The following is a 17,361-nucleotide window of genomic DNA, read 5'->3' on the forward strand; positions in this document are numbered from 1 at the left end:
TCGACCGATCGATCACCTGAAGGAGCCAGCATGCGCCTGGGAGTCCTGGACGTCGGGTCCAACACCGTCCATCTGCTGCTGCTCGACGTCTACCCGGGCTCGCGGCCCGAGGCCTTCGCCGATCACAAGGTCAGCCTGCGCCTGGTCCAGTACCTGGACGAGGCCGGATGCATCTCGGACCAGGGCCGCGATGCGCTGACCGCGTTCGTGATCGAGGCCCGGGACGTCGCCGCCGAGCACGAGGCGGAGGATCTGCTGGCGTTCGCGACCTCGGCGATCCGGGAGGCCGGCAACGGCGTCGATGTGCTCGATCACGTGCAGTCGCGCTCCGGGGTCACCCTGACCGAGATCTCCGGGGATCAGGAGGCCGCGGTCACGTTCTCCGCGGTGCGCCGCTGGTCCGGGTGGGGCTCGGGCACGATCCTGGATCTGGACATCGGCGGCGGGTCCTTCGAGATGGCCATCGGCCACGACGGGCTTCCGGCGGCAGCGGTGTCCACGCCCCTGGGCGCCGGGCGCCTCACGCGCAGCTTCCTCACGCAGCACCCGGTGCGGCCCAGCGAGGTCAAGGCCCTGCGCAAGCACGTGCGGCGCACCCTGGAGCCGGCCGTGGAGACGATCCTGGCGCAGGGCGCCCCGGATCTCGTGGTCGGCACGTCCAAGACCTTCCGCTCCCTGGCCCGCATCTGCGGCGCCGCTCCCTCCGGGGCGGGCCAGTTCGTGCGGCGGACCATGCACCTGCAGGACCTGCGGCTGTGGACCCGGCGCATGGAGGCCATGACCGTCCAGGAGCGCTCGGACCTGCCCGGGGTCTCCGTGAACCGCGCCGAGCAGATGCTGGCCGGAGGCATCGCGGCAGAGACGGCCATGGACATGCTCGGGGTCCAGAGCCTGGACATCTGCCCGTGGGCCCTGCGCGAGGGCCTCATCCTGCGGCGCATGGACCGGCTCGGCGCCGATCCCGAGACCGTCCTGAACCCGCCCCACAGCCTGATCGGACGAGAGGCCCACGCATGAGCACCCATGTCGCCATGTCCTCGAGCTGCCTGTTCCTGGGCTCCATGCCCGAGGTCTTCCGCACCGCCAGCGAGCTGGGCTACGACTCGGTGGAGGTGCTGGTCACGCATCAGCGCACCACGCAGCTGACCCACGAGCTGCTTGATGCGGTGCAGATCTACCAGATCCCCATATCGGCGATCCACGCGCCCACCCTGTTCTTCACCCAGCAGGTCTGGGGCAGGCCGTGGACCAAGATCCAGCTCGCCGCCAAGATGGTCGAGGAGGTCGGTGCCGAGGTGGTCGTGGCGCACCCGCCGTTCGCCTGGCAGCACAAGTACGCCGAGAGCTTCGTGGAGGGCATCCGCGCCGTCGGCGACATGACCGGCGTGAAGATCGCCGTGGAGAACATGTATCCCTGGCGCGTGGCCGGCCGGGAGCTGCAGATGTACCGCCCCCACTGGGACCCGCGCCGCTTCGACTACGAGTGGGTGACCTGGGATTTCTCCCACGCCTCGATCGCCAAGGTCGACTCGCTCGTTGCCGTCCGCGAGCTGCTGCCGCGGCTGGGCCACGTGCACCTCACCGACGGCAGCGACGGCGGCACCTCGGATGAGCACCTGGTGCCCGGGCACGGCGAGCAGCCGGTGGCCGAGACCCTGCAGCTGCTGGGCGCCAGCTCCTGGGAGGGCGTCATCGGCGTGGAGATCAACACCCGCGGCGCCGACGATGACGAGGCCCGCGATGCCATGCTCGCCGAGTCCCTCGACTTCGCTCGCACCCACATGGCCCTCGGGGCCGCGCAGTCGGCGGAGGGCCCCGGGGCAGGGCCCGCAGAGCCGACCGAGGGCCCTGAGGGGCGGGGCTCGCACAGCGTCTGAGGCGCCTCCTAGGGTGGATGCCAGAAGCATCCGAGACACGAGAGGACCTCTCATGACCGAGACCGCATCCGCATCGACCGAGCGCTCGAGCGCCGAGCCCGTGATCGCCTTCCTGGGCAGCGGCTCCATGAACGGCGCCATCCTGCGCGGCGTGCTGGCCTCGGGAGTGCCTGCCCGGCGCGTTCGCGCCACCACGCGCTCGCAGGAGTCCCGCGATCGGCTCTCCCAGGAGACCGGCGTGCAGGTCCTGTCCTCGGAGGCGGACGCCGAGGCCAACCGCCGGGCCGTCGAGGGCGCGGACATCGTGATGCTGGGCGTGAAGCCCTACGCGATCCTCGAGCTGTGCGATGACATCCGCCCGGCCCTGGACCCGTCCACCGTCGTCGTGTCCGTGGCCGCCGGGGTGAACATGGCTGCCATGGCCGGGCACCTGCCCGAGGGGCAGCCGATCGTGCGCAGCATGCCCAACACCCCGTCCTCGGTGGGGCACGGCGCGCTGTCCCTGACGGCGGGCGATCACGTCACCGAGGATCAGGCAACTGCGGTGGAGGAGGTGCTCTCCGCCGTGGGCGTGGTCGTGCAGGTCCCGGAGGAGCAGATCAGCGCCGTCACCGGTGTGTCCGGCTCCGGCCCGGCCTACGTCTTCCTGCTGGCCGAGATGATGCAGAAGGCCGGCGAGCGCCTGGGCCTCGATGCGCAGACCGCCCGGACCCTGGCCAAGCAGACCGTCTCGGGCGCAGGACGCCTGCTCGAGGATCCGGACGCCGATCCCGAGGCCCTGCGCAAGGCCGTGACCAGCCCGAACGGCACGACCGAGCGGGCGATCGAGACGTTCCTGGACAACGGCATCGAGGACCTCGTGGCCCGCGCGGTCCAGGCCTCGGCCGCACGCGGCGACGAGATGGAGCAGGAGTACGCGGACTGAGTCCTGCCCGGAGCCGGTGGATCGGCCTGTGCCCGGCAGATTCCGGGCACAGGCGTCTGCGGGCCCGACGACTCAGCCGGCGCGGTCGAAGTGCTCCTGCAGCTGCGGGGACACCGAGCGCAGCGCCATCGACCAGCACGTCCATTCGTGCCCGGCCGAGCAGGTGCCTGCGGGCATGGGCGCGCCGTCTTCGATCATCTGCTCGTAGGTGCTCGTGCTCACCCGCGCCCCGGACGACTCCGCGCTGGTCTCGAAGGCCGCGGTGGTCTTCTGCAGCTGGGCCTCGAACTCCTCGCCGGAGCCGGAGTACAGCCAGATCGGCATGCCGGACAGCGGCTGCGTGTGCCGGGACGGGTCGTGGGACTCCCAGTCGGCGCGGGTGGTGCGCTGTCCGTCGCCGAAGAGGTCCGAGCCCTCGCCGGTGGCCGCCTCGGCCTCGCCCAGCAGCAGCTTCCGATCGGCGGTCGCGTCGAAGCTGAGCAGCCCGGACATCGACACCGCGGCGCCGAAGAGATCAGGGCGGTCCTCGGCGTAGGCCATGGCGCCGTAGCCGCCGGCGGAGGCGCCCACGACCGCTCGCCCTTCCGGGGACGCGATCGTGGGATAGCGCTGATCCACCCACGGGAGCACCTCCTCGAGATGGTGCGTGCGCCAGCCCTGCGGCTGCGAGGTGGGTCCGGTCCAGTCGGTGTACCAGCCGTACGCGCCGTCATCGAGGGCCACGGTGATCGCCTGCAGATCCCCCAGGGAGTCCTCCAGGGCGGCGCGGTCGTACCAGTCCCGAGGGGAGGCCCCGGCGTCGGTGCCCGTCAGCAGGTAGACCACGGGGTAGTCGCGGGTCTCGTCGTAGTCCCGGGGAAGGGTCACGACCGCCGAGGGGCCGTCCTGGGTCTGCTCGGCCGGCACCAGCTCGGTGGAGAGCCGGTAGCGGGTCGTCCGGTCGGAGAGCCGCTGCCCCTCCAGGATCTCGGGCACCCCGGGCTCGGGAAGCGCCGCTGCGGGCTGGGCGGTCTCTCCCGAAGACGGGAAGCGCGCCTGACAGCAGTTGCGCAGACGGTCCTGCCGGATGAGCACTCCAACGGTGACCGCCACGGCCAGCACGACGACGATCGCCGCAGCCGTCAGGAGGCGTCGTCTTCCGATGCGCCGTCGTTCGCCCATGCCGGGCTCCTCTCGGTTCGCGGTGTCGCGCCACCCGGCTCAGGGCCGGGCGGCGAAGCGCTCGATGAGCTCCACGTGCCCGGCCACGATCAGGGTGTCGCGCGCGGTCACGGTGGTGTCGGGGGTGGCGTAGCTGAAGTCGTCTCCCGGCGCCTTCACGCCCACGACCGTCACGCCGTACTTGGCGCGCACATCCGCCTGGGCCAGCGTGAATCCCTGGGTCTCGCGCGGCGGGTGCATCTTGACGATCGCGAAGTCGTCGTCGAACTCCATGTAGTCCAGCAGGCGCCCCGAGACCAGGTGGGCGGTGCGCCGTCCGGCATCGGCCTCCGGGAAGATCACGTGGTGGGCGCCGATGCGGGAGAGGATCTTGCCGTGGGCCTTGGAGATCGCCTTGGCCCAGATCCTGCCCACGCCCAGATCCACCAGGTTCGCCGTGATCAGCACGGAGGACTCGATCGACGTGCCCACGCCCACGACCGCCTGCGTGAACTCGGCGGCGCCCAGCTGGCGCAGGGCGTCGATGTCCGTGGCCTCGGCCTGCACCACGTGCGTGAGCTGGCCGGCGAGCTTCTGCACGAGGGTGTGGTCGCGCTCCACGCCCATGACCTCTCGGCCCTGGGAGGCCAGCTGCAGGGCGGTGGCGGTGCCGAAGCGGCCCATGCCGATGACCAGCACGGGCACGGCATGGCTCCTGCCGCGGTGGCGATGCTCACCCAATGATCAGCCTCTCCTCGGGGTACTGGTACAGGCGCCGGCGCGATCGCAGCGCCAGGGCAGTGGCCACGGTAGTCGTGCCGATGCGCCCGATGAACATCACCACGATCAGCACGGCCTTGCCGGCCGCGCCCATCTCCCCGGACAGCCCGACCGACAGCCCGCAGGTGGCGTAGGCGGAGACGACCTCGAAGAGCACCCGCTCCAGCGGCTCGCCGGTCAGCACGAGCAGGATCCCGACAGCTGTCAGCACGATCGTGGCGCTCATGGCGATCACGGAGATGGCGATGCGCAGCACGCCGTCGGGGATGGTGCGATGGAAGGCGAGGACGGCCTGATCGCCGCGGGCCTCCGCCAGGATCGCGAGCACGACGACGGCGAAGGTCGTGACCTTGATGCCGCCGCCGGTCGAGGCCGGCGCACCTCCGGCGAACATCAGGGCGTCGGTGAGCAGCAGCGTGACGGGCTGCAGATCCGCCATCTCCACGATGTTGAAGCCGCCGGAGCGCATCATGACGGAGGCGAAGAAGCCGTTGAAGATCTTCTGCCCCGGGGACTCGTCGCCGATCGAGGCTGGATTCGTCCATTCCAGCCCGGCCCACAGGACCCAGCCCAGCAGCATCAGGCCGAGCGTCGTGACCACGGTGACCTTGGTGTTGAGGTTCCACCGCGAGAACCGCAGCCAGCCGACCTGGCGCAGCACCAGGATGACGGGGAAGCCCAGCGAGCCGATCAGCACGCCCATGCTGATCGGGAACAGGATCAGCCACACGTGCACGGAGTCGGTGAAGTAGGGCACCAGGCCGTCGGAGTGCGGAGTGAAGCCTCCGTTGTTGAAGGCGGACACCGAGTAGAACACGCCGTGCCACAGGGCGGTGTGCGGGGCCTCGCCGGCCACCAGGAACCCGATCGTGAGGATCAGCGCCAGCGACCCCTCGATGACGATCGAGGTCGCGGCCACGGTGCGCAGCAGCGAGCCGACCTCGCCCAGGCGCCCGACGTTCATGGCGTTCTGCGTGACCAGCTTGGAGCGCAGGCCGAGCTTGCGCCCGATCGCCAGGGCCAGCAGCGATGTCATGGTCAGGGTGCCCAGACCGCCGATCTGCACGGCGACCAGGATGATCAGCTGGCCCGTGAAGGACCAGTGATCGGCGGTGGGCACGACGGTCAGCCCCGTCACGGTCACGGCGGAGGCGGCGGTGAAGGCGGCGTCGACGAAGGTGGTGGAGCGCCCTGCGTGGGAAGACCACGGCAGCCACAGCAGCAGGGTGAACAGCCCGGCCACGCCGACGAAGACCAGCACGGCCAGGCGGGCCGGGGAGGACTGGGCCACGCGGTCGAGCAGATCGCGCAGCCCGCCCAGCTGATCGCGCAGCCGACGGGTCTCGGTCTGGGGCGGAGAAGCCCCGAGGGTGGCACGCACCGTGGAGCCTCCAGGATCATCTCGGCGGGGCGGGATCCGGCTCGGATCCACGCACAGTATGGACCTCATGGTGCCCGGTTGGCGTCGTGTGCCGCCGTCGGCTCCCGACCGAGTCGCCCGGAGTGTTCTAATGAGTCTGTGACGCAGACGACACCCACCGCTCTGTTCTGGAGCCCGCAGCTGCTCCAGTACGACTTCGGCGACTACCACCCCATGCATCCGTCGCGACTGGACGCCACCTGGCGGATGGTCCGGGAGTTCGGGCTGGATGCGCGCCCCGGTGTCGCCGTTCAGGTGCCGGAGGCCGCGCAGGACTCCGAGCTCGGGCTGGCGCACACGGACGAGTACATCCGGGCGGTGCGCGCCGTGAGCGAGGACCCCGGCAAGGAGATCGCCGAGTGCGGGCTCGGCACCGAGGACACTCCCGGCTACGCGGGCATCCACGAGGCCTCCGCCCGGCTGGCCGGCGGCACCCTGCAGGCGGCCCAGGCGCTGCTCGACGGCTCCGCCGTGCGCGCCGTGAACTTCAGCGGCGGCATGCACCACGCCTTCGCGGACAGGGCCAGCGGCTTCTGCGTCTACAACGACTGCGCCGTGGGCATCCATCGCCTCCTGGAGGGCGGGGTCTCCCGCGTGCTCTACGTGGACGTGGACGGCCACCACGGCGACGGCACCCAGTCGATCTTCTGGGACGATCCCCGCGTCATGACGATCTCCCTGCACGAGACCGGCGCGGCGCTGTTCCCCGGCACGGGCTTCGCCACGGAGCTGGGAGGGGAGCAGGCCGAGGGCACTGCGGTGAACATCGCCCTGCCGCCCATGAGCGACGACGCCCAGTGGCTGCGCGCCTACTTCGCGGTCGTGCCGCAGCTGATCGAGCAGTTCCGCCCCGAGGTGATCGTCTCCCAGCACGGCTGCGACTCCCACTTCAGGGACCAGCTCACCCACCTGCGCGTGAGCGTCGACGCCCAGCGCGAGATCATGATGGATGTGGCCCGGCAGGCGGATCGCTGGTGCGAGGGCCGCTGGATCGCCACCGGGGGAGGCGGCTACGACTGCTACGACGCCGTGCCCCGGTCCTGGACGCACCTGGTCGCGGTGGCCACCGGAGATCCGATCGGACTGGCCCGCCCCGTTCCCGAGGCGTGGCGCGAGCACATCCGCGAGGCCTACGGCACCGACCCCCACCCCTCGATGGGCGATGACGTCGATCTGTGGTGGCGCTCGTGGGAGGTCGGCTTCGACCCCGACGACCCCACGGACCGGGTTGTCATGGCCACGCGGCGGGCTGTGTTCCCGCTGTGGGGCCTGGACCCCTGGTACGACTGACCGGCCGCGCGCTGGCCAGCTCTCGGGTCCTCGCCCGGTAGGATCCCTGGAATGACTCAGGACGTCTTCACCGCTCTGGCCGACCCCACGCGACGCGCTCTGCTGGAGGAGCTCAGCATCGGCGAGCGGGCAGTCGGGGAGCTCGTCGCCGCGGTGGAGGCCTCCCAGCCGACCGTCTCCAAGCACCTGCGCGTGCTGCGGGAGTCCGGATTGGTGCATCAGCGCGCCGTGGGCCAGAAGCGCTTCTACCGCATCGAGGCCGCGCCCCTGCTGGAGACCGCCGAGGCCCTGCGCGAGCTGGTCGGCAGGCAGCACCGGGAGGCGGCATCGAGCGCGTCACCGGTCGAGACGGCCGAGCCGCTCGAGCCGGCGCTGAGCACCGAGCCCGTGCGGATCGTGAGGCAGGAGGCGCCCGAGCCCCAGGAGGGCGCGCAGCCGGCGGCACCCGCTGAGCAGACGTCCGTCGAGCAGCGCAGTCCCGCCGCGCAGCAGGCTCGCTTCCCGCAGCAGCCGGCCGACTCCGCCGACGAGGCCGTCGTCGGGGAGGCCGCCCTGGCCGCTGCGCCGGCCGCATCAGCGGCCCAGGAGGCGGCGCCGCAGCGCCTGGACCCGCTCAGCGCGGTGCAGGACGGGCAGCCCCCGGCTCGCGGGCGCGGCGTGAGCGGGCTGGTCTCCTCGGTGCTGCGCAGGCGTCGCCGCTGATCGCAGCGGTCCCGGGGATGCCGGCCGCCGCATGTTTTCCGCGGCAGCCGAGCGCACTGGTCGCCACGGGCGCGCTGCGTCTGCCAGACTCGCCTCTGGTCGGGACGAGGGTCCCGTTTCCGGAGAGGAGCACATCGTGCACGAGAAACTGCAGCCGGTCCGCGAGGCCGTCATCGCCCGCAACCCGGGTGAGAAGGAGTTCATCCAGGCGGTCGACGAGGTCTTCGGATCGCTGGGGCCTGTGGTCGCACGTCGCCCGGAGCTGCTCGACGCCGCCATCCTCGAGCGCATCTGCGAGCCCGAGCGCCAGATCATCTTCCGCGTGCCGTGGGTCGACGACCAGGGGCGCACCCAGATCAACCGCGGCTTCCGCGTCGAGTTCAACTCCGCGCTGGGCCCGTACAAGGGCGGCCTGCGTTTCCACCCGTCGGTCTACCTCGGCATCGTCAAGTTCCTGGGCTTCGAGCAGATCTTCAAGAACTCGCTGACCGGCATGCCCATCGGCGGCGGCAAGGGCGGCGCTGACTTCAACCCGTCGGGTCGCTCCGACGGCGAGGTCATGCGCTTCTGCCAGTCGTTCATGACCGAGCTCTACCGCCACATCGGCGAGTACACCGACGTCCCTGCCGGTGACATCGGCGTGGGCGGCCGCGAGATCGGCTACCTGTTCGGGCAGTACAAGCGGATCACCAACCGCTACGAGTCCGGCGTCCTGACCGGCAAGGGCCTGTCCTGGGGCGGCTCCCTGGTGCGCACCGAGGCCACCGGCTACGGCACCGTCGAGTTCGCCCGCCAGATGCTCAAGACGAAGGGCGACGACTTCGACGGCAAGACCGTCTCCGTCTCCGGCTCGGGCAACGTGGCGATCTACGCGATCCAGCTCGCCCAGAGCCTGGGCGCCAAGGTCGTCACCGCCTCGGACTCCAGCGGCTTCGTCCACGACCCGGACGGCATCGATCTGGACATCCTGCGCGAGGTCAAGGAGGTCGAGCGCGGGCGCATCAACGACTACGTCCAGCGCCGCGGCGGCCAGGCCCGGTTCACCGAGGTCGGCAAGGCCTCGCTGTGGGAGGTGCCGACGCAGGTCGCCCTGCCCTGCGCCACGCAGAACGAGCTCAACGGCGCGGATGCCCGCAAGCTCGTGGAGAACGGCGTGCTGGCCGTGGCCGAGGGCGCCAACATGCCCACCACGACCGAGGGCGTGCACATCTTCCAGGAGGCGGACGTGCTCTTCGCCCCGGGCAAGGCGGCCAACGCCGGCGGCGTGGCAACCTCCGCCCTGGAGATGCAGCAGAACGCCTCGCGCGACTCGTGGACCTTCGACTACACCTCGACCCGCCTGACCGAGATCATGAAGGGCATCCACGACACCTGCGCGGCCCACGCCGACGAGTACGGCCAGCCGGGCAACTACGTCGCGGGCGCCAACATCGCCGGTTTCATCAAGGTCGCCGACGCCATGCTGGCCCAGGGCGTCATCTGAGCAGGCAGGATGAACGTAGGCTGAGCACATGGCAACACATCGACGAGTCCTCCAATGGCTGGAGAACGAGCTCTTCGACGGGAACCTGGTCCTCGGACAGCAGCTCCCGTCGGACAAGGACCTCGCGGCGATCCTCGGCGTGAGCCGCGGGACCATGCGCGAGGCCCTCAAGATCCTCGAGGCGCAGGGTGTCCTGCGGCTCTACGAGGGGAGCCGCAAGTCGATCCTGCCCATGCTCGTGCGCGAACCGGCCTCCTCGGCAGGACCCGCGCTGCAGCTGCACATGGCCACAGCGGCATATCCGCTGAGGGACATCGTGCAGACGCGGGTCCTGCTCGAGACCTGGGCGCTGCGCAGCTCGGACTACCGCAGCCCGGCCATGCCGGAGCTGCGAGCGATCCTGCGGGAGATGGCACGCGATGACATCTCCCTCAAGGAGTTCCACCACCACTACGTGAGCTTCCACATCGCCCTGGTGAAGACGGCGGGCAACACCCTCGTCGCCTCGCTGATGTCGGCGCTGCGGGATTCCATCTACGAGTACACGATGGCGCTGGTGGGCCATGTGCCCCTGTGGTCCAAGACCGTGGACCGCATCCGGGCCGAGCACCAGGCGATCTTCTCGGCGGTGCTCGCCGGGGACCGCAACCTGGCCGCCCGGCTGGTCGAGGAGCACATCGAGTACCAGTACGTCGAGGCCGGAGTGGATCCCGATCGCGGCACGCGCGGTCCCGAGTCCGTGTCCACGGGGCTGATCCCCGGGCCCACGGCCTCGGGCCGGGTCTGGGCCTCGGAGGACGAGGGCCAGGAGCCGGGGCGTGCGTCGTCGCGGGCCGGGGGACTGGTCCAGGCGGCGGCCGCCGGTCGCGGGGCCTCGCACGACGGCCCCGTCAAGGAGGCCGCCACCGGCGCCATGCCGGCTGCGCCGCATGCCGAGGGCGGCAGCGCCGAGCAGAACCAGGCGGGCGGCTCGCCGAGCGCCGCTCCGGCAGCGCAGGATTCCCGGTCCGCCGAGGACTCGGAGTCCACCGGCGGCTGAGGGCGACGGCCCCGGCGGAATACCACCCTGCGGGGCATAGCAGGTAGACTTCCGGGGAACGAATTCTCGACTGGGCGGATCATGCCCGCCTCGTCGTCACCCGGTCGCGCACCGGAACGGGCGTCGTGCCAGACGTGCCGGGCAGCAGCGCGCCGACGCGCCGCGCCGGTTCGGACCAACGAAACGTGAAGTGAGGGAAGCCCATGGGCTCTGTGATCAAGAAGCGCCGCAAGCGCATGTCCAAGAAGAAGCACCGCAAGCAGCTGCGCAAGACCCGCCACCAGCGTCGCAACAAGAAGTGACCTGCTGGCAGTGAGCCGACAGGGGCCCCGCTCTCGCGAGCGGGGCCCCTCGCCATGTGCGCGGCAGCAGCCTCGCATGACGCCGCGTTGCCGGCCGCGCGGCCTCGTGGAGGGGGCGCGGCGCCCTCGTCATAGGATCGGACGATGACCGAGCAGACCCCGGGGCAGATCGACCTCTCCGTGCCGCCGCTGCGGCTGATCACCCGTCAGGGGTGCCACCTGTGCCAGGCGGCCCGCGACACCGTCGCCGCCGCAGCCCAGCGCCACGGCCTGGAGTGGGCCGAGACCGACATCACGCAGCTGCCGGAGTCCGAGCAGACGCAGCGCTGGCAGATCGAGGTCCCCGTGCTGCTGATCGACGGCCGGCAGCGCGACTTCTGGCAGATCGACCCGCGCAGGCTCGAGCGCCTGCTCGTCCAGCGCGGGGTCTGAGCGGGCTCGATTCGAGCCCTGTGCCCGGGTCTGGGATGATGGCCCCCATGTCCTCAGCGATCGTCCATCTGCTGCGTCACGGCCAGGTCCACAATCCGGACCGGATCGTGTACGGCCGCCTGCCCGAGTTCCGCCTGGCCGAGCGCGGCCAGGAGATGGCCCGGGTCGCCGCCCAGTCGCTGGCCCAGCGACGCGACGAGCAGGGCGCGCGGATCGTGCACCTGGTGGCCTCGCCGCTGCTGCGCACCCGCCAGACGGCGCAGCCGGTGGCCGAGGCCCTCGATCTGCAGATCCACCCGGATGAGCGCGTGATCGAGCCCTGGAACCACTTCGAGGGCCTCCACGTGGACGCCGCCGAGCTGGCCAAGCCGGTGCACTGGCCGCACCTGATCGACCCGCTGCGCCCGTCGTGGGGCGAGCCGTACCGCAGCATCGTGGCGCGCATGGCCGAGGCGGCGCTGGCGGCGGGGCGCCGGGCCGTGGAGATCGGCGGCGACGGCGCGGAGGCCGTGATCGTCTCCCACCAGCTGCCGATCTGGCTGACCCGCCTCTCGGCCGAGGGGCGCCCCCTGCCGCATGACCCCCGCAAGCGGCAGTGCAACCTGGGGTCGCTGACCTCCCTGCACTTCACTGACCTCGACTCCGGGCGCCGACCCGCGGTGACCTATGCGGAGCCGTCGGCGCACCTCTACTCAGGGGTCAATCAGCTTCCCGGGTCATGATGGCCCGCGCCTCCGCGGGCCCCTCCGCACCGCCCGCGCCCCTCGTCCGTTCCGAACCCCATCCTCAGGTGAGCGCATCGTGATCCGTCCTCCCCGCACTGCCCGCCCGCACGTCGACAGCGCCGCTGGCGCGGTCGACGACGCCCGGGTCCGCCCCACGCGCCGCGTGCTGCTGGGCCTGGGCGGAGCCGGCTTGGGGGCCCTGGTGCTCTCCGCCTGCTCGGCCAAGGAGGACGACCTCGCGCAGCAGGCCAACGCCGGCGGGGACACCGGATATATCGCCGGGGACGGCTCCGTGAGCGAGTACCCCGAGGACGACCGCTCCGATCCCGTGGACTTCGAGGGCGCGCTGTTCGACGGCACCGAGGTCACCGGCGAGCAGCTGCGCGGGAAGCCCGTGCTGCTCAACTTCTGGTACGCCGGCTGCGCTCCGTGCCGCAAGGAGGCCCCGGACCTGGTCGAACTGGCCCAGGACTTCGAGGACCGTGTCGCGTTCTACGGCGTGAACGTGCGCGACGAGCAGGCCACTGCGGAGGCCTTCGAGCGCACCTTCGAGATCCCGTACCCGTCGTTCGAGGACCGCGACGGAGGCGTGCTGCTGGCCCTGTCCAAGCACGTCCCGCCGCAGGCCGTGCCGACCACCCTGGTGCTCGATTCCCAGGGGCGCGTGGCCACCCGGATCCTGGGCATCGCCGACCCCTCGATCCTGCGCACCGTCCTCGACGACGTCACGTCGGCCTGAGGCGCTCGTGATCGACGGCAATCCCTTCGCCGAGACCGTCCTGGACGGCTCGCTGCTGGCCGCGCTGCCGGTGGCGGCGCTGGCGGGGCTGGTCTCCTTCGCCTCGCCCTGCGTCCTGCCGCTCGTGCCGGGCTACCTGGGCTACGTCACCGGGCTGACCGGGATCGACCTGCAGAAGCAGAAGCGCGGGCGGATGCTCGCGGGGATCGGGCTGTTCGTGCTCGGCTTCACCCTGGTGTTCCTGCTGATGTCGGTCGTGCTGGCGCAGCTGGGCGCGCTGCCGTGGCTGCGCGGTCAGGGCTGGGTCATGGTCGTGCTCGGGGTGCTCGTGATCGTCATGGGGCTCGTCTTCATGGGAGGGATCGGCGCCCTGCAGCGCGAGCGCAAGATCGAGCGGCGCCCGCCCCCCGGGCTGTGGGGGGCCCCGCTGCTGGGCATCACGTTCGGACTGGGCTGGGCCCCGTGCATCGGGCCCACGTTCGCGGCGGTGCAGGCCCTGGCCTACAGCGGCGGCTCCTCTGTGGGCAAGGCCGCTCTGCTGACCGTCGTGTACTGCCTGGGCATGGGCATCCCGTTCCTGATCGCCGCCCTGGCGCTGCGCCGCGGGATGGGCGCCCTGGACTTCTTCAAGCGGCACCGGGTGGCCCTGCAGCGCTTCGGCGGGCTGATGCTCGTGGTCATCGGCCTGCTCATGGTCAGCGGCGTATGGACGGCCATCGTCTCGTGGATCCAGTCGGAGCTGGTCCAGGACTTCGTGCCGGTGATCTGAGGCGGAGGATGGACAGCGCACAGGATGATGCCCCGGCTCCCGGACAGGAGCACGGCACGGGCAGGGATGAGCACACCAGGGCGCACGGCGCCCGCAGCGGACGAGGGAGCACAGTGAGCACAGCGCAGAAGGACCCCGGGGGAGGATCGAACCAGGAGGTGACCGTTCCGTCGCTGGGGCCCCTGGGGATGCTGCGCTGGGCCTGGGCCCAGCTGACCAAGATGAACACGGCGCTGTTCCTGCTGCTGATGCTGGCGGTCGCCGCTGTTCCTGGCTCGATCTTCCCGCAGCGGGTCCAGGACGTCGCGGCCGTCAACGACTACATCGACTCGAACCCGCGGCTGGGGCCGATCCTGGACCGGCTGCAGATGTTCGACGTCTTCTCCTCGGTGTGGTTCGCGGCCATCTACCTGCTGCTGTTCATCTCGCTGGTGGGCTGCGTGCTGCCTCGTGCGCGCAAGCACTGGCAGGCCTGGCGGGCCCAGCCCCCGCGCACTCCGCGTCGGTTCTCCCGCCTGCCCGTGCACCGCAGCCTGCGCATCGGCGGGGCCGATGGCACCGAGGCCCCGTCGGCCGCGGAGATGGTCGAGCGCAGCGCGGCGCTGCTGAAGAAGCGCGGCTACCGCGTGCACCTGCGCGACATGGACACGCCGACGCCGTCGGTGGGCGCCGAGCGCGGCATGTGGAAGGAGGTCGGCAACATCGTCTTCCACGTGGCACTGCTCGGCATCCTGATCTTCATGGCAGTCGGCGCGATGTTCGGCTTCAAGGGCCAGAAGATCCTGACGGTGGGGGAGACCTTCGCGAACTCGCTGATCAGCTACGACTCGTTCACCCCGGGCTCGAACTACGACGCCGACTGGCTGGCCCCGTTCACGCTGACCGTGGACGACTTCCACATCGACTACAACCGCGACACCGATGACCCCGGCAGCTACGGCCAGCCGCTGGGCTTCGACGCCGACGTCACCGTCCAGGACGGTCCCGACGACGAGCCGCGCCAGGAGAAGCTGTCGACCAATCAGCCGGTCTCCTCGAACGGGGTGCGCTCGTACCTGATCGGCAACGGCTACGCGCCGACCGTGCGGGTCACCGACGGCGACGGAGACGTCGCGTATGAGGGCCCCGTCATCACCGTCCCCGAGGACCTGACGAACATCTCGGCGTTCACGCTGAAGGTCCCGGACTCCCAGCCCGAGCAGCTCGGCTTCACCGGCACGTTCCTGCCGACCGGCTACGTCGACGAGGCCTCCGGCCAGCTGACGTCGATCGACCCCGATCTGGGCAACCCCACGCTGGTGCTGTCCGTGTACTCGGGCGATCTGGGCCTGGACAGCGGTGCGCCCCAGAACGTGTACGTCCTGGACGTCGAAGGTCTGCAGGAGCAGGCCTCGCCGAGCACCCCCGGCGGTCCGCTGGTGCTCAACGAGCAGAACCCGAAGGCCGAGCTGCCGAACGGCCTGGGGGAGATCGAGTACCTGGGCACCGAGCGCTACGTCGGGCTGGACGTGAACTACGATCCGGGAACGGCCGGGGTGTTCATCTCGTTCATCCTGGCCTTCGCCGGGCTGATCATGTCGCTGTTCATCGTGCGACGCCGCGCCTGGGTGCGAGTGCGCACCGAGCAGACCCCGGAGGGGCCGCGCGCGGTCCTGGAGTACGCTCTGCTGGCCCGCGGGGAGGACCCGCGGCTGGAGTCCGAGGACGAGGCGCTGCACGAGCTGTTCAGCGGTGAATGGGAGCACATCGGCGTCGCAGACGATATCGATGAGGATGCGGAGGCGCCCGGCGCCTCGAAGGTGGGAGAATCACGAGCATGAGCACTGAAGTGAACACCGCGCTGGGGACATGGTCGGAGCTGTTCATGCTCCTGGCCGCCCTGGTCTACCTCTGCGTCTTCATCTGCTTCGCCTGGGACATGGCGTCCCATTCGAAGACCCTGAGCGAGGCCGAGAAGCGCACGGCAGCGCGCAGCTCCTCCCGCAGCCGCGAGCTCGTGGGCGCCGGCGGCGGGGCCTCGAGCGCCTCCGGGCCGGAGGAACCGGAGCGCGACGAGCGCAACGACTCCGGTGCGGGCAACCGCGCCGGAAGCCGCCGGGGCGTCTCGGAGAAGCTCGAGGGCCAGGTCGCCGACTCCCGCATGGGCTATGGCACCTCCGAGCGCCGCCCGGCAGCGCGCGCTGCCATCGTGCTGATGGTCATGGCCTTTGCGATCCACCTCGTGGCCGTGGTGTCCCGAGCGATCGCAGCCCAGCGCGTGCCGTGGGGCAACATGTACGAGTTCTCGACCACCTCTGCGCTGATCATCGCCGGGATCTACCTCATCATGCTGATCCGTCGCGATCTGCGCTTCGTGGGCGTGATGATCTCGGGCCTGGTCACGCTGCTGCTGACCATGGCCACGATCGCCTACCCCACCCCGGTCTCCCCGCTGCAGCCGGCGCTGCAGTCGTACTGGCTGATCATCCACGTCTCGATCGCGGTGGCGTCGTCCGCGATCTTCGCGGTCACCTTCGCCATGTCGATCCTGCAGCTCATCCAGGACCGCCGCGAGCGCCGCATCCTCGACGGCGGCGAGCCGGGCTGGGCCTTCATGCGCTCGGTGCCCTCGGCCAAGACGCTGGAGAACTTCGCCTACCGCCTCAACAGCGTGGGCTTCGTGTTCTGGACCTTCACCCTGGCCGCCGGCGCGATCTGGGCCCGCGACGCCTGGGGCCGCTACTGGGGCTGGGATCCCAAGGAGGTGTGGACCTTCGTGATCTGGGTGGTCTACGCCGCCTACCTCCACGCCCGCGCCACCCGGGGCTGGACCGGAACCCGCTCGGCCTGGCTGTCGATCGCCGGCTTCCTGTGCGTGCTGTTCAACTACTTCATCGTGAACACCCTCTTCGAGGGCCTGCACTCCTATTCGGGGCTGTGAGCCGGCTTCCGGCTCCGGCCGCTTCCTGAGACCGGAGGGACCCCGCGTCGCACGACGCGGGGTCCCTCCGCTTCCCGGGCCGCCCCTCATGGCAGTTCTCGGGCGGGTCTCGGGTCCTGTGGGCTCGGAGGAGGGGGTGCCATGCCCGCTGCCATGGACGATCCTTCCGGCGACCTCTCTGCGGAGCCCCGTCGCGCCGCAGAGCTTGTGCGCCTGGCGCACCAGCGCCTGCTCGGCACCGCCTCAGGCCTCGATGACGCCCAGATCCGACGTGCCTCGCTGCTGCCGGAGTGGTCAATCGGGCACGTGCTGACCCACCTGGCGCGCAACGCCGACGGGCACAGCCGCCGACTCGCCGCAGCCCTTCGGGGAGCGGATGAGCCGAGGTATCCCGGTGGTGCGCAGCAGCGCCGGGACGAGATCGACGAGGGCGAGGGTCGGCCCGCGGCGCAGATCCTGCGCGACCTGCAGGAGTCCTGCGGCCGTCTGGACGGGGTGCTCGCCGCCATGGATGCGGCGGGCTGGCCCCACCCTGAGCTCCTGGGCCGCGACTCCTACGACACGAGCGAGGAGCCGGCGCACCGGCTGCGCGAGGTCGAGATGCATCATGTGGACCTCGGCCTCGAGTACACGTCCGCCGACTGGCCTCAGGAGTACGTGGCCTGGGACCTTCCGCAGCTGCTCGCAACCGTCCCGCAGAGCTGGGAATCGCTGTCGAGCCAGCGCCGGCTGCTCGCCTGGCTGGCCGGTCGAGCAGACCCGCAGGATGCGCCGCAGCTCGATCCCTGGGGCTGAGCTGCGCGCGGGGATCCCGAGGG

Annotated in this window: 18 protein-coding genes; 15 read left to right on the forward strand and 3 right to left on the reverse strand. The window is 70.8% G+C overall.

Going from position 1 to position 17,361, the window contains the following annotated elements; translation table 11 throughout:
* Window positions 1-30 precede the first annotated feature (30 nt).
* From QSJ40_RS01955 to proC, 3 genes are read left to right on the forward strand one after another with little or no spacing between them, the layout of a single operon-like run.
* Entirely contained in the window at window positions 31-1,017 is a 987-nt protein-coding gene (locus QSJ40_RS01955; protein ID WP_285728432.1) for a Ppx/GppA family phosphatase, read from the forward strand.
* On the forward strand, window positions 1,014-1,877 hold the full coding sequence (locus QSJ40_RS01960) for a sugar phosphate isomerase/epimerase family protein (RefSeq protein ID WP_058871862.1): 864 nt from the start codon (window positions 1,014-1,016) through the stop codon (window positions 1,875-1,877). Before QSJ40_RS01955 ends, QSJ40_RS01960 begins: the two co-directional genes overlap by 4 nt.
* Window positions 1,878-1,929: 52 nt before the next feature.
* Window positions 1,930-2,802 (forward strand): pyrroline-5-carboxylate reductase, encoded by an 873-nt coding sequence (proC, locus tag QSJ40_RS01965; protein ID WP_285728433.1) that lies wholly within the window; start codon window positions 1,930-1,932, stop codon window positions 2,800-2,802.
* 72 nt (window positions 2,803-2,874) lie between these two features.
* Here proC and QSJ40_RS01970 read toward each other — a convergent pair whose 3' ends face one another.
* From QSJ40_RS01970 to QSJ40_RS01980, 3 genes are read right to left on the reverse strand one after another with little or no spacing between them, the layout of a single operon-like run.
* Window positions 2,875-3,963, reverse strand: a complete 1,089-nt coding sequence (locus tag QSJ40_RS01970) for an alpha/beta hydrolase (protein ID WP_278856826.1) — start codon at window positions 3,961-3,963, stop codon at window positions 2,875-2,877.
* A 39-nt stretch (window positions 3,964-4,002) separates the two neighbouring features.
* Window positions 4,003-4,683 (reverse strand): potassium channel family protein, encoded by a 681-nt coding sequence (locus tag QSJ40_RS01975; RefSeq protein WP_029643605.1) that lies wholly within the window; start codon window positions 4,681-4,683, stop codon window positions 4,003-4,005.
* Window positions 4,676-6,172 (reverse strand): TrkH family potassium uptake protein, encoded by a 1,497-nt coding sequence (locus QSJ40_RS01980; protein WP_285728434.1) that lies wholly within the window; start codon window positions 6,170-6,172, stop codon window positions 4,676-4,678. Before QSJ40_RS01980 ends, QSJ40_RS01975 begins: the two co-directional genes overlap by 8 nt.
* Window positions 6,173-6,241: 69 nt before the next feature.
* On the opposite strand from QSJ40_RS01980, the gene QSJ40_RS01985 reads away from it, so the two are divergent.
* The 12 genes from QSJ40_RS01985 to QSJ40_RS02040 all read left to right on the forward strand — a co-directional run bounded on the left by QSJ40_RS01985 (window position 6,242) and on the right by QSJ40_RS02040 (window position 17,338).
* Window positions 6,242-7,432, forward strand: a complete 1,191-nt coding sequence (locus tag QSJ40_RS01985; RefSeq protein WP_285728435.1) for an acetoin utilization protein AcuC — start codon at window positions 6,242-6,244, stop codon at window positions 7,430-7,432.
* A 51-nt stretch (window positions 7,433-7,483) separates the two neighbouring features.
* A complete protein-coding gene (locus QSJ40_RS01990) occupies window positions 7,484-8,134 on the forward strand; it encodes an ArsR/SmtB family transcription factor (RefSeq protein WP_285728436.1) in 651 nt (216 codons plus the stop codon).
* 136 nt (window positions 8,135-8,270) lie between these two features.
* Window positions 8,271-9,617, forward strand: coding sequence for an NADP-specific glutamate dehydrogenase (gene gdhA / locus QSJ40_RS01995; protein WP_285728437.1), 1,347 nt, complete (start codon window positions 8,271-8,273; stop codon window positions 9,615-9,617).
* Window positions 9,618-9,645: 28 nt separating this feature from the next.
* On the forward strand, window positions 9,646-10,656 hold the full coding sequence (locus tag QSJ40_RS02000) for a FadR/GntR family transcriptional regulator (protein WP_024289861.1): 1,011 nt from the start codon (window positions 9,646-9,648) through the stop codon (window positions 10,654-10,656).
* Between the two features lie 203 nt (window positions 10,657-10,859).
* The gene (locus QSJ40_RS02005) at window positions 10,860-10,958 is read left to right on the forward strand and encodes a 30S ribosomal protein bS22 (protein ID WP_009882927.1); all 99 of its coding nucleotides are present in this window, start codon (window positions 10,860-10,862) and stop codon (window positions 10,956-10,958) included.
* 144 nt (window positions 10,959-11,102) lie between these two features.
* Window positions 11,103-11,390 carry a glutaredoxin family protein gene (locus tag QSJ40_RS02010; RefSeq protein ID WP_285728438.1) on the forward strand — a complete coding sequence of 96 codons (288 nt, stop codon included), beginning with the start codon at window positions 11,103-11,105 and terminating at the stop codon, window positions 11,388-11,390.
* Between the two features lie 47 nt (window positions 11,391-11,437).
* Complete coding sequence (locus tag QSJ40_RS02015) at window positions 11,438-12,112, forward strand: histidine phosphatase family protein (protein WP_053447866.1); 675 nt, start codon at window positions 11,438-11,440, stop codon at window positions 12,110-12,112.
* A gap of 79 nt (window positions 12,113-12,191) precedes the next feature.
* Window positions 12,192-12,854 (forward strand): TlpA family protein disulfide reductase, encoded by a 663-nt coding sequence (locus QSJ40_RS02020; RefSeq protein ID WP_285728439.1) that lies wholly within the window; start codon window positions 12,192-12,194, stop codon window positions 12,852-12,854.
* Between the two features lie 10 nt (window positions 12,855-12,864).
* The gene (locus QSJ40_RS02025) at window positions 12,865-13,623 is read left to right on the forward strand and encodes a cytochrome c biogenesis CcdA family protein (protein ID WP_259870555.1); all 759 of its coding nucleotides are present in this window, start codon (window positions 12,865-12,867) and stop codon (window positions 13,621-13,623) included.
* Between the two features lie 113 nt (window positions 13,624-13,736).
* Window positions 13,737-15,443 (forward strand): cytochrome c biogenesis protein ResB, encoded by a 1,707-nt coding sequence (resB, locus tag QSJ40_RS02030; RefSeq protein WP_285728440.1) that lies wholly within the window; start codon window positions 13,737-13,739, stop codon window positions 15,441-15,443.
* Window positions 15,440-16,543, forward strand: coding sequence for a c-type cytochrome biogenesis protein CcsB (gene ccsB / locus QSJ40_RS02035; protein WP_251714537.1), 1,104 nt, complete (start codon window positions 15,440-15,442; stop codon window positions 16,541-16,543). Before resB ends, ccsB begins: the two co-directional genes overlap by 4 nt.
* 141 nt (window positions 16,544-16,684) lie before the next feature.
* The gene (locus QSJ40_RS02040; RefSeq protein ID WP_285728441.1) at window positions 16,685-17,338 is read left to right on the forward strand and encodes a maleylpyruvate isomerase N-terminal domain-containing protein; all 654 of its coding nucleotides are present in this window, start codon (window positions 16,685-16,687) and stop codon (window positions 17,336-17,338) included.
* Window positions 17,339-17,361 lie beyond the last annotated feature (23 nt).

The organism is Kocuria sp. NBRC 114282 (genome assembly GCF_030268385.1).
Lineage (GTDB): Bacteria > Actinomycetota > Actinomycetes > Actinomycetales > Micrococcaceae > Kocuria > Kocuria palustris.

Excerpts from the sequence above, each read along its gene's own strand:
- QSJ40_RS01955 (WP_285728432.1), top strand. The coding sequence starts at position 31 with ATGCGCCTGGGAGTCCTGGACGTCGGGTCCAACACCGTCCATCTGCTG.
- QSJ40_RS01960 (WP_058871862.1), top strand. The coding sequence starts at position 1,014 with ATGAGCACCCATGTCGCCATGTCCTCGAGCTGCCTGTTCCTGGGCTCC.
- proC (WP_285728433.1), top strand. The coding sequence starts at position 1,930 with ATGACCGAGACCGCATCCGCATCGACCGAGCGCTCGAGCGCCGAGCCC.
- QSJ40_RS01970 (WP_278856826.1), bottom strand. The coding sequence starts at position 3,963 with ATGGGCGAACGACGGCGCATCGGAAGACGACGCCTCCTGACGGCTGCG.
- QSJ40_RS01980 (WP_285728434.1), bottom strand. The coding sequence starts at position 6,172 with ATGAGGTCCATACTGTGCGTGGATCCGAGCCGGATCCCGCCCCGCCGA.
- QSJ40_RS01990 (WP_285728436.1), top strand. The coding sequence starts at position 7,484 with ATGACTCAGGACGTCTTCACCGCTCTGGCCGACCCCACGCGACGCGCT.
- QSJ40_RS02000 (WP_024289861.1), top strand. The coding sequence starts at position 9,646 with ATGGCAACACATCGACGAGTCCTCCAATGGCTGGAGAACGAGCTCTTC.
- QSJ40_RS02005 (WP_009882927.1), top strand. The coding sequence starts at position 10,860 with ATGGGCTCTGTGATCAAGAAGCGCCGCAAGCGCATGTCCAAGAAGAAG.
- QSJ40_RS02010 (WP_285728438.1), top strand. The coding sequence starts at position 11,103 with ATGACCGAGCAGACCCCGGGGCAGATCGACCTCTCCGTGCCGCCGCTG.
- QSJ40_RS02015 (WP_053447866.1), top strand. The coding sequence starts at position 11,438 with ATGTCCTCAGCGATCGTCCATCTGCTGCGTCACGGCCAGGTCCACAAT.
- ccsB (WP_251714537.1), top strand. The coding sequence starts at position 15,440 with ATGAGCACTGAAGTGAACACCGCGCTGGGGACATGGTCGGAGCTGTTC.
- QSJ40_RS02040 (WP_285728441.1), top strand. The coding sequence starts at position 16,685 with ATGCCCGCTGCCATGGACGATCCTTCCGGCGACCTCTCTGCGGAGCCC.